Source organism: Myroides phaeus (assembly GCF_900099675.1).
In the GTDB taxonomy this organism is placed as follows: domain Bacteria; phylum Bacteroidota; class Bacteroidia; order Flavobacteriales; family Flavobacteriaceae; genus Flavobacterium; species Flavobacterium phaeum.
The window spans coordinates 17,108-28,847 of sequence record NZ_FNDQ01000031.1; the positions used below are offsets into that span (position 1 = coordinate 17,108).

General features: G+C 32.6%; 11 protein-coding genes. 5 read left to right on the forward strand and 6 right to left on the reverse strand.

Features of this window, described 5'->3' with window-relative positions; genetic code table 11:
• Positions 1 to 16 precede the first annotated feature (16 nt).
• From feoB to recR, 3 genes are all read right to left on the reverse strand, one after another.
• Positions 17 to 2,194, reverse strand: a complete 2,178-nt coding sequence (feoB, locus tag BLT46_RS12025; protein ID WP_090410367.1) for a ferrous iron transport protein B — start codon at positions 2,192 to 2,194, stop codon at positions 17 to 19.
• Between the two features lie 27 nt (positions 2,195 to 2,221).
• Positions 2,222 to 2,452, reverse strand: coding sequence for a FeoA family protein (locus BLT46_RS12030; protein WP_090410368.1), 231 nt, complete (start codon positions 2,450 to 2,452; stop codon positions 2,222 to 2,224).
• Positions 2,453 to 3,034: 582 nt separating this feature from the next.
• On the reverse strand, positions 3,035 to 3,655 hold the full coding sequence (gene recR, locus BLT46_RS12035) for a recombination mediator RecR (protein ID WP_090410369.1): 621 nt from the start codon (positions 3,653 to 3,655) through the stop codon (positions 3,035 to 3,037).
• A gap of 179 nt (positions 3,656 to 3,834) precedes the next feature.
• Here recR and BLT46_RS12040 point away from each other — a divergent pair, with 179 nt between their 5' ends.
• The gene (locus BLT46_RS12040) at positions 3,835 to 5,343 is read left to right on the forward strand and encodes a sodium:solute symporter (RefSeq protein WP_090410370.1); all 1,509 of its coding nucleotides are present in this window, start codon (positions 3,835 to 3,837) and stop codon (positions 5,341 to 5,343) included.
• Here the strand turns inward: BLT46_RS12040 and BLT46_RS12045 are convergent.
• Positions 5,314 to 5,670: a CoA-binding protein gene (locus tag BLT46_RS12045; protein WP_090410371.1), complete on the reverse strand. Its 357-nt coding sequence runs from the start codon at positions 5,668 to 5,670 to the stop codon at positions 5,314 to 5,316. The two genes, BLT46_RS12040 and BLT46_RS12045, sit on opposite strands and share 30 nt — an antisense overlap.
• A 236-nt stretch (positions 5,671 to 5,906) precedes the next feature.
• Here BLT46_RS12045 and BLT46_RS12050 point away from each other — a divergent pair, with 236 nt between their 5' ends.
• The 3 genes from BLT46_RS12050 (at position 5,907) to BLT46_RS12060 (ending at position 10,612) form a co-directional block, all read left to right on the forward strand.
• The gene (locus tag BLT46_RS12050) at positions 5,907 to 6,614 is read left to right on the forward strand and encodes an OmpW/AlkL family protein (protein ID WP_090410372.1); all 708 of its coding nucleotides are present in this window, start codon (positions 5,907 to 5,909) and stop codon (positions 6,612 to 6,614) included.
• 116 nt (positions 6,615 to 6,730) lie between these two features.
• A complete protein-coding gene (locus tag BLT46_RS12055) occupies positions 6,731 to 8,053 on the forward strand; it encodes an MATE family efflux transporter (protein WP_090410373.1) in 1,323 nt (440 codons plus the stop codon).
• A 516-nt stretch (positions 8,054 to 8,569) separates the two neighbouring features.
• Positions 8,570 to 10,612 carry a heavy metal translocating P-type ATPase gene (locus BLT46_RS12060; RefSeq protein WP_090410374.1) on the forward strand — a complete coding sequence of 681 codons (2,043 nt, stop codon included), beginning with the start codon at positions 8,570 to 8,572 and terminating at the stop codon, positions 10,610 to 10,612.
• A gap of 61 nt (positions 10,613 to 10,673) precedes the next feature.
• Here the strand turns inward: BLT46_RS12060 and BLT46_RS12065 are convergent, their stop codons facing one another.
• Positions 10,674 to 11,276 carry a hypothetical protein gene (locus BLT46_RS12065; RefSeq protein ID WP_090410375.1) on the reverse strand — a complete coding sequence of 201 codons (603 nt, stop codon included), beginning with the start codon at positions 11,274 to 11,276 and terminating at the stop codon, positions 10,674 to 10,676.
• Positions 11,266 to 11,574: an RNA polymerase sigma factor gene (locus BLT46_RS12070; protein WP_090410376.1), complete on the reverse strand. Its 309-nt coding sequence runs from the start codon at positions 11,572 to 11,574 to the stop codon at positions 11,266 to 11,268. Before BLT46_RS12070 ends, BLT46_RS12065 begins: the two co-directional genes overlap by 11 nt.
• Before the next feature lie 5 nt (positions 11,575 to 11,579).
• On the opposite strand from BLT46_RS12070, the gene BLT46_RS13350 reads away from it, so the two are divergent.
• Positions 11,580 to 11,740 (forward strand): transposase (locus tag BLT46_RS13350; protein WP_143021880.1); only part of this gene is annotated, 161 nt, incomplete at its 3' end.

Consider the following 11,740-nt stretch of genomic DNA (forward strand, 5'->3'; position numbering starts at 1 on the left):
GTTTTTAAACTATATATTATACGAATAAATGCCATACTTGTGCTACAACAAAACAAACGATAACTCCTAATATAACTGGTAAAATAGAAGCTACTATTGTCCACTTAACACTATTTGTTTCCTTGTAAATGGTGTAAATAGTAGTACTACACGGATTGTGTAATAAACTAAACAACATTAAGTTTACCCCTGTTAAGGTTGTCCATCCTGCTGCGTGTAAAATTGTAGCGATCTCTCCGTCTGAAACTTCAAACATCACTCCAGCTCCTTCACCTAAACTTGCATCCCCTAATACCATTGCTGTAAGCATTAATATGGTTGGAATCACAATTTCATTAGCTGGAATTGCTACAACATAAGCCAATAGAATAACTCCATTTAATCCAAGTAAAACACCGATTGGGTCTAATCCTTCAATTACCCATAATGCCATACTCTTGTCGCCAATCATAATATTACAAACTAACCAAATAATTGCTCCCGCTGGTGCTGCAAACACAATAGCTCTCCACAATACAATCAAAGTTCTATCAATTAATGATGTATAAACCGTTTGTAATACGTGCGGAGGTCTGTATGGTGGCAATTCTAACGTAAAGAAAGACGCCTCTCCTTTTAGCATTGTTTTCGATAGAAACCAAGAAACAAAAAAGGTAAATGCAATTCCCAAAACAACAATTCCTACAACTGCTAAAGTTGATATTGTATGTGACATATAAGCAGGTACTAAAGCTCCTATAAATATAGTAGCCATTAAGATTTGCGTTGGCCAACGGCCATTACAAAGTGAAAAGTTGTTTGTAATAATCGCTATTAATTTCTCGCGAGGACTATTAATAATTCTTGTTGCTACAACTCCTGCTGCATTACAACCAAACCCCATACTCATAGTCAACGCTTGCTTTCCGTGTGCTCCTGCTCCTTTAAACAACCTGTCTAAATTAAAAGCTACCCTTGGCAAATATCCAAAGTCTTCTAACAACGTAAATAACGGAAAGAAAATAGCCATTGGTGGTAACATTACTGCTATTACCCACGCTGTAGCAAGATATACTCCGTCTATTAAAAATCCGCTTAGCCACCAAGGAAAACCTACTGAGGTTGCACCCTCTTTTAGCAACGGATATAATTGTTCTAATAATAAGTATGACAATGCATCAGAAGGATAATTAGACCCAATAATTGTTAGCCATAAAACTCCCCCTAACATTAATAGCATAATAGGAAAACCAAATCGCTTACTGGTAACCACGTTATCTATCATTCTGTCTATGCGGAAGGCACGTTGATTCTCGTCTGATTTCACCGTGCTTTTCACTGTTTTCGATACTTGTGAAAAAATAGCTCCTGCTACGTTATCTGAATAATCCAACCCCAGTGAATCGTGGTATTGATTTGCCTTTTCTAAAATAGGCTGTATTTTTTCAACTGTTATTTTTTGAGACAACGTTTTGTTTAACAAAGCAGCTTGAATACTATTATCTTGTTGAATCAAACGCATTGCAATCCACGAAGCACTTGGTAAGTCAGCATCTAATGCTAACAAATCAGTTGCAACTTCTTGTACAGCTTTACGCGACTCCCCTGAAATTCCCGAAATCGTTTTGTGTTCCGGGACGTATTTTCCTGTTGCCACTTGATCAATAGCCAATAGCAATTCAGGAATTCCCTCTTTATTTCTCGCTGATGTTGGAATAACAGGCACACCTAAATCTCTTGATAAACCGCGAACATCAATCTCTACACCGTGACGCGTAGCCTCATCCATAAGGTTTAAACAAACAACTACTTTGTTTGTGATTTCTTGAATTTGAACCACCAAACTTAAATGGCGTTCTAATCTCCCTGCATCAACTACAACAACAGTAACATCTGGCTTACCAAAAAGAATAAAATCCCTTGCTATCTCTTCGTCTTCTGACGTTGACATTAGGGAATACGTTCCTGGTAAGTCTATTAATTTATACTTACTTTCTTTGTATTGAAAACTTCCTTCAGCTCTTGTAACAGTTTTTCCTGGCCAGTTACCAGTGTGCTGTTTCAATCCTGTTAAGGCATTAAATATTGTACTTTTTCCAGTATTTGGATTTCCCGCAAGCGCAATTGAATAATCAAAATTACCCGATATATCACCGAGTTTCTTTAATTCTGCAGCAGCGTTTAAATCACAAATATCACAGGCTGTTTTCGCCATATCGATCTTCTCCTTACTTAAATTTTGTTATTGAATTGAGATTAATACCATTTTTGCATCCTCTTTACGCAATGAAATAATGGTATTATAAATTGAGTATGCTACTGGATCTTTTAGAGGACTTACATTGTGTACAGCAATTTCTGCACCCGGTACAAATCCTAAGTCAAGAAAACGTTGGTGTACTTCTCTTGCACAACCACGCTCAATACCTACAATCTTAGCTTTTACTCCTTTTTGAAGTTCTGACAAATTCATTCTCATTTCTTTAGATGTACAAAATTACATAATTAGACTTGTCTAACAATAAATTTAGTGTTAAAACTAATCATTATAAATAATGTGATTAAGAGAGAAGGGAAGCTTAAAGAAATACTCTATTTTTTAAAACACAAATAAAGAAAAAGTCTAAAAGTTAGGGGCACTAAACACACACTTCCTTTTCTATAAAAAACAAAATAACTGGAGATTTGAAGTGTATCTACTTGCGATAAAGAACATATTAAAGCACAGTTTTAAACGCACCATGTTCGAGACATCTACCACATTAGTACCACACACCTTCGAAAACAAGCCTTTTTCCCGAAGGTGTGTGGTACTTGTGTGGTACTTGTGTGAAACAAGTATCAAAGAATACTATAATGACAGTACTATTTAACGTACACCCATATATTACAAAAGCATATGACTGAGCTGATGGTTTACGAATAATATATAATTAAAAAAGCAGTTATTACAAAAACTGACTCATTACTTAATCCCTATTTAGCTTTAACAAACAGACATAAAAAAGCAACTACCCTTGCGAATAGTTGCTTTCATAATATTTTCTACCAGTTACTAAATCGGTTTAAACGCATTTTCAAAAGGAACACGGTGCACTAAACTACGCCCTAATGTTACTTCATCTGCATACTCTAACTCGTCTCCAACTGCAATTCCTCTGGCAATTGTAGATGTGATTATATTGTGGTCTTTGACTTGTTTATAAATGTAAAAATTAGTTGTATCTCCTTCCATTGTTGAACTCAAGGCAAAAATAATTTCTTTTACTTCTCCGTTTTTAACTTTTTCAACTAATGATGTAATATTCAACTGGCTTGGACCAACTCCGTCCATAGGAGAAATTTTACCTCCTAAAACGTGGTAAATTCCTTTGAACAGTTGGGTGTTTTCCAAAGCCATAACATCGCGTACGTCTTCAACGACACAAATTGTTTGATGATCGCGTACTGGATTTGAACAAATATCACAGATTTCTTCGTCAGAAATATTATGGCAGCTTTTACAGAAACTGATTTCTTTTCTCATTTTCATCAACGCCTCTGCCATGTGAACTGTTTGCTCTTCTGGTTGTTTTAATAAATGTAACATCAATCGCAAAGCAGTACGCTTACCAATCCCTGGTAATTGTGACATTTCTTCTACTGCTTTTTCTAATAATTTTGAAGGGAATTCCATGGCGCAAATATATAAAATATCAAAGCATAGATAAAACTGCTTTTTCACTGTTCGCTAAAAAATAACAACTTGTTTTTGCGAGTGTTAAAAAGAATAAAACTAACATTCTTTCGGTCTGTTCACTCTTTGTGAAAAAAATAATTACTTTTGGAAACACATTCATTTTTCAAAATCAATTTATGTCACCAATTAGCATTATTACAATCATCACGATTTACTTCGGTATATTAATTCTTATTTCACATTTTGTGAGTAAAAAAGATAGTAGTAATGATGCCTTTTTTAGTGCTAATAAAAATGCAAAGTGGTATTTAGTGGCTTTTGGAATGATTGGAACAGCACTTTCTGGTGTTACCTTTATCTCAGTACCCGGAGAAGTTGGTTCACCTAATGGAGAACAGTTTAAATACTTTCAATTTGTTTTAGGAAATGCTGTTGGTTTTTTACTAACCGCCTCTATTTTATTACCTCTTTATTACAAGTATAACTTGGTGTCCATTTATACTTACATCGAGAAAAGATTAGGACATTATAGCTATAAAAGTGCTGCATCAATCTTTTTATTAAGTAGAACAATTGGTTCGGCTTTTAGGCTTTACCTTGTGGTTATAGTACTACAGCGTTATGTATTTGACCATTTTGGCATTCCCTTTTTTGCAACCGTATTAATAGCCCTTTTACTTATATATGCTTATACCTATAAAGGAGGACTAAAAACCATTATCATAACAGATACGCTACAAACTTTTTTCCTTGTAGCATCGGTTATTTTTACCATAGTTTTCATTTGCCATAGCTTAGATTTGAGTCCTATTGAAGCTTTTGAAACAGTAAAACAAAGTAATTATTCTAAAATATTTTTCTTTGAAGATTTTATATCTAATCGCTTTAATTTCTTTAAACAATTTATTGGAGGGATTTTTGTAACCCTGGCTATGGTGGGACTTGACCAAGATTTGATGCAGAAAAACCTGAGCTGTAAAAACATTAAAGAAGCTCAGAAAAATATGTATTCGTTCACTGCTATCTTTGTTGTCATTAACTTATTCTTCTTAGGAGTAGGTGCTTTGCTATATATCTATGCGAATAAATACGGCATTGATGTTCCTCTTGATAGCGCTTCAGGAAAACCAAGAACAGATTTATTGTTCCCTGAAATAGCATTTAACCACTTATCTATAGTTCCTGCAATAGTATTTTTACTTGGATTAACAGCAGCTACATTTGCAACAACTGACTCTGCTTTAACAGCATTAACTACTTCGTTTTGCATCGACTTTTTAAATATGGACAAACAAAAAGAGAGTAGCTCAAATGTTTGGAAACGAAAAATCGTTCACTTGAGCTTTTCTTTCTTGATGTTCTTAGTTATTATCTTGTTCAATGCTATTAATGACGCATCTGTAGTTAGTATGATTTTTAGAATTGCCTCATATACGTATGGTCCTCTTTTAGGATTATTCGCTTTTGCCATTATCTTTAAAAACAAACAAGTGAAGGACAAACTGGTTCCAATTATCTGTCTTATTTCTCCTTTTGCAACATTATTTATTAGTAATAATGCGAGCGGTTTTTTAGGAGGTTATGTATTTGACAACGAATTGATCTTAGTAAATGCCAGTATTACAGTAATCTTATTATTGTTAATCAGCAAGAAATCAGTATTGGTTAGTACGCAACAAAACTAACGTACAAGCCTCGTCATAATCAATACCATTGTCACGCAATAATTTGTATAACACTGGATTTTCTGTTCCAGGGTTAAATATTACACGTCTGGGTTTTAACAAAATAATATATTCGTAAAACTCTTCTTGTCTCTTAGGATTTAGATATAAGGTAATTGTATCTATATCTTCATATGCTATTAACTCCTTTGAAATAGTTACATTTCCAATATTACCTACTCTTAATCCATGAGCTACAACACTATAACCATACTCTTGTAACATTGAAATTGCTTTAAAAGAGTATCTTTCTGTTTTTAAAGAAGCTCCTAACACTAAAGTTTTCATAATTTATTATTTTTATTACTTTAACAATTTAAATTCAAATACCATACATTAATTAACAAAAGACACTACACAAACAACATTAAACATACCAAATCAACATTTACAATGAAGTAAATTTTCTTAAAAACAGTAAAATAAGTCATTTAATTGGAATAAATATCCAAATAATGATAAAAGTCATATTGTTGATACAATATTAACACTAATTTTACATCAGAAAATTTAAAAAAACAATTATGAAAAAATTACTACTATCTTTTTTAGGAGCTGCTTTATTAATGGGTGGTTCAACATTTGCACAAGAGAATGTTGCTAAAGAAAAAGAAACATACAAATGGCAAATGCGTTTACGTGGTGTTGGTGTAATTCCTCACAACAGAGCTGACATTGGTGTTATCGGTGGTCAAATTGACGTAAACAATAACTTTATACCTGAATTAGACTTCACTTATTTCTTCACAGAAAATCTTGCTGCTGAATTAATTTTAGGTACTTCAAGACATACAGTTGGAACATTAGGTTCTAACTTAAATCATCCAACTTTAGTTGATGGTCCAGATGTGGCTAATATCGATTTAGGAAGCGTTTGGTTATTACCTCCTACTTTAATGGTACAATACCACCACAAATTTGGTGAAGTATTCAAACCATATGTTGGTGCTGGTGTTAACTACACAATTTTCTACAACGAAAAATCAGGTGCAGCTAAAGACATTAAGTATGATAACAAATTTGGTTGGGGATACCAATTTGGATTTGACATTGATTTAAGTGATAAATTCTTTATCAACGTTGACTTCAAAAAATTATTCTTAAAAACAGACGTAACTGTTGATGCTTCTAACCTATTAATGGAAGGTGCACCAATCAACGAATTAAAAATTCCTGCTAAAGTAAAAGTAGATCCAATGTTAATTGGTTTTGGTGTAGGAATGCGTTTTTAATTATTTAATAAGACATTTTTTTTTCAACCACCCCCACAATTCTTGTGTTAGGGTGGTTTTTTATTGCCTAATATTTTTGCGACCTTTGCAATTGTTTTTGAGTACTACAAATTATTATGGCAACTACTATTACGTTTAAGGATATCAATAAATTAGCTATTCCAGCTATCTTTTCAGGAATTTCAGAATCTATAATCTCTTTAACAGATATTGCAATTGTTGGGAATGTAAAAGAAAATAGTGTAGAAGCCTTAGCTGCTGTTGGTCTTGTTGGTTCATTTCTCTCGGCTATTATATGGGTAGTTGCGCAAACAAAAACATCTATCTCTGCTACCGTATCACAACACTTAGGTAGCAAAAGATTATTTGCAGTAAAAACACTTGTTCCTCAAGCTATTGTTTTCAACTTTCTATTGAGTGTGTTCTTATTCATCTTTACTACTTTCTTTGTCCACGAGATCTTTGTGGCCTATAATGCAAGTGGCCTTATACTTACCTATGCAAAAGAATACTATTTAATACGAGCTTGGGGCTTTCCTCTTACTTTGATAACCTTTGCTATATTTGGAGTCTTTAGGGGGCTTCAAAACACTGTATGGGCAATGAAGTGTAGTTTGGTAGGAGCTTTTCTAAATGTAGGTCTAAACTACTTATTTGTATTTGGTGTAGAGGGGTGGATCCCTGCAATGCATATTAAAGGAGCTGCTTATGCCAGTGTTATTGCTCAGACTGTAATGCTAATTATGGCTTTCTACTTCTTCTTTACGAAAACTCCTTTTACGTTAAAAGTTCGAAGAACTATTAACCCTTCTTTAAAGCCATTAATTATAATGAGTTTTAACTTTATAATTCGTACTGCAACTTTAAATGTGGCACTATATTTAGCAAATGCTTACGCTACTGGTTATGGTAAGAACTTCATTGCTGCTCAAAGTATATTAATGAATATTTGGCTTTTCTTCTCTTTCTTTATTGATGGTTATGCAAGTGCTGGTAATGCTTTATCTGGTAGATTATTGGGCGAGAAAAACTATAATGCAATGTGGAAAATGAGTAAGGATATCAGCAAATATGCTATTATTATTGCCCTTGTTTTAAATACAATTTGCATTATATTCTACAAACAAATTGGTTTACTCTTCAATCAAGACCCTGAGGTAATAAAAGTATTTTTATCTGTATTCTGGTTGGTACTTATTATGCAACCAATCAATGCTCTTGCTTATATTTATGATGGGATATTTAAGGGAATGGGAGATGCTAAGTTTTTACGTAATAATTTGTTGTTTGCTACTTTTTGTGGTTTTATACCTACTCTATTGCTGTTTGATTACTTAGGTTTTAAACTTTATAGTGTGTGGATTGCCTTTGCTGTTTGGATGTGTTGTCGAAGTTTTCCTTTAATGTATTTGTTCAAAAAAAATTATGTAAATCAATAAATGCTATCATTTCATATACTAACAAACTTAACAAGAAGTACATCTTAACTACCTTTATAACAACTCATACAAGCCTTTAATGCTATAGGATTATATGCTATATAGGCTAAGTTGAATAGTATGAACACATATTTTCACCCCCTGTATATAAGCTTTAGCAAGATGATTGTTGTGCATCACAAACAATACAAGCAAACATCTTTTAAACTAATACTATAGCTTTATTCTCTTTATCGATGTGTAATAATTTGATATTAACATTTTTGATTGATAACAAACCTCTATTGATCTACTTCTCTTTAGCTCTTGATATATGCATTCATTCATATAGTGCTTGCAATTACTACTCCAACTTTAAAGCTATTCTTATACTTCTTTATTATCGCTGTAAATATACTATTTGTGAGAAATTTGATAAATTCAAAGTGCTTGCAACAGCATTGCAAACTTGCTAAGGCATTATTTATATCGAGTATAACTTACTAAATTTGTTATGAATGATAAAATAATGCTATTATGGCACATACACATAAAATCTGCTGTTCTTCTGAAATAAATCAGAATGATAGTTGTACATCAAAATCAAATAGTCACCAAGATAATCATTGTCACGATCAAGGTGATAAAAACAACTTCGATCAACACAATAGTCAACCACACAAACATAATCACGATGAAGATCATGATCACAATCATGGAGAAATGACTAATAATTCCGTTTTAATTGTCTCACTTCTTCTCTTATTTACTGGATTAATCTTAACTCATATAGTCAAAGCCGAGTGGTTTGTAAACAATACCCTTTTACAAATCTTATGGTATGGTACGGCATACTTACCTGTAGGATTCCCTGTTATAAAAGAAGCCGTAGAATTAGGGGGAAAAGGTAATTTCTTTAATGAGTTCTCTTTAATGGCTATTGCAACTGTTGGTGCCTTTGCAATTGGAGAATATCCAGAAGGAGTGGCTGTGATGATATTTTATACAATTGGAGAATTATTTCAAGAAAAAGCCGTTAATAAGGCAAAAGGAAATATAAAAGCATTACTTGATATTCGTCCAAAAGAAGCAACTGTTTATAGAAACAATAAGTTTGTTATTGTTAATCCAGAAGATGTCAAAATAGGTGAAAAAATACAGGTTAAAGTAGGTGAAAAAATTCCTTTAGATGGACAGTTACTAACTAACAAAGGTAGTTTTAATACATCCGCATTAACTGGAGAAAGTAAACCGTCTACATTTACTCAAGGAGACATCGTTTTAACGGGAATGATCAACTTACAGAATGTAATTGAAATACAAACGACAAAATTATACCAAGATAGTTCACTTGCTAAAATACTTGAAATGGTACAAGAGGCGAGTTCGCGTAAAGCTACAACAGAATTATATATACGTAAATTTGCAAAAATATATACTCCTATAGTATTCTTTTTAGCCGTTGCAGTTACAATATTACCAACGTTGTTTGTCGAAAATTACGAATTTAAAGATTGGCTATATAGAGCATTGGTCTTTTTAGTGATCTCGTGTCCTTGTGCACTTGTAATTTCTGTTCCATTAGGTTATTTTGGAGGAATAGGTGCCGCGTCAAAAAACGGTATACTTTTCAAGGGGTCAAATTACCTTGAATTGATGGCTAAACTTGATGTTGTTGTAATGGATAAAACAGGTACACTGACTGAGGGAGTATTCAAAGTGCAGAAGGTCGAAACAAGTATAGATCAACACAACTTTACACAAATCGTATCAGCAATTGAAAAACAGTCTACTCACCCTATAGCAAAGGCCATCAATGAAACTTTTCCAACTGATTTAATTGCACAAGATGTACACGAAATAACAGGAAAAGGATTAAAAGGTGTGGTTAATAGCACAACTGCACTCGTCGGAAATACAGCGCTATTGAAACAGTTTGATATCAAATATCCAGATGTAATTGATGATATCGTTGAAAGTATTGTAGTGGTAGCTTTAGAAAATGAATATGTAGGTTATATTACAATAGCTGATCAAATAAAAGTAGATGCTAAATCTGCTATTACACAAATGAAAGATTGTGGTGTTATACAAACAATAATACTCAGCGGTGATAAAGATAGCATTACTCAAAAAGTTGCTAAAGAACTGGCAATTGACAATGCTTATGGAGGTTTACTACCTGAAGATAAAGTAGCAAAGGTTGAAGAATTAAAGCATACATATCCTAATAGTGCAATTGCTTTTGTTGGCGATGGAATTAATGATGCTCCTGTACTTGCTTTAAGTGATATAGGAATTGCTATGGGCGGTTTAGGAAGTGATGCTGCTATTGAAACAGCTGATGTAGTAATCCAAACAGACCAACCTTCAAAAATTGCTACAGGAATACGTATAGCTCGTGAAACAAGAAAGATCGTAATACAAAATATAGTTCTTGCGTTGACTGTCAAAATTATTGTTTTAATACTTGGCGCTGGTGGGATAGCCAATATGTGGGAGGCAGTATTTGCAGATGTAGGTGTAGCTTTACTTGCTATACTAAATGCAGTGCGTATTCAAAGAATGACCTTTAAATAAGGTAATAATTTGACTAGTCCTAAAATAGATAAGCCAGAACATTTAGTTACTGGCTTTTATTTTATCCTATAATTTCTTCTTTAAACTCTTCCAAAACATCCTTTAATTGTTTAAGATACCTACCATAAAATCTATATATCAAATACTTACAAAATAATATAACTAGCAAACTATAAATAAATAAAGCTACTAAAAATACTATATTGTTAAAAAGCTTCTCGATTCCCTCTAAATCCAAACCAATAAAAAAAGGAATAAACAAAATAATAAAAGGTGCTAATGAAAAACAAAAATTCTCATATAATTGAACATACATCCTAACATTGAAATACACTTCATACAAACTATCATAAGAATTTAAAACATAAGACTCTGATTTTCTATAAAACAAAAACATCTTAAGTAAATAGTAAAGAGTTACTAAAGAAAACAAAGTAAACAAAATATAATATAAAACTATATTTCCTTCAATAATAGGATGATAATAAGGTAGAAATCCCAACAGAATCACACATAAAGATTGTAACCAAATATCTCTTATTACATTTCTTCTCATTTTATCTAATGGAAGTGTATTTATATGTCTAACGACAACCTTCTCTGTTAATTCTTCAGAAATCAATTCTTGTTCCCTCCACTTATCTTTTAAATCATCAAAATTCATATCCCTGCTTTTTAATTATTTCTTGTAACTTACTTTTTGCTCTATTTAATTTAACACGCGCATTTCCTTCTGTTATACCTAAATTAAGTCCAATTTCCCTATGTGTCATACCTTCTAAATAAAAAAAGACAAGGGCTTTATCCAACTTACTCAAACAATGAATTGCTATATACAAGAAATCCACCTCGGTGTTAATATTATCTTGAGTACATTCGTCTCTTGTAGTTTCATTACTTGAAAAAGCATCTATAGCTAACATATAGACATGCCCCAAAAAGTTAGACACTTTTTGGGGCATTTTTTATGAGTAGAAAACAGAAATACAATTTTGAATTTAAGTTAGGTATAGTAACTATTATTTTGGAAGGTAAAGACAGTATGAGGGGACTTTCTCGATCAGAAAAAATCAGTGAGTTTAACCTTTATTTTTGGCTTAAACTATATGAAGTTTATGGAGAACAAGG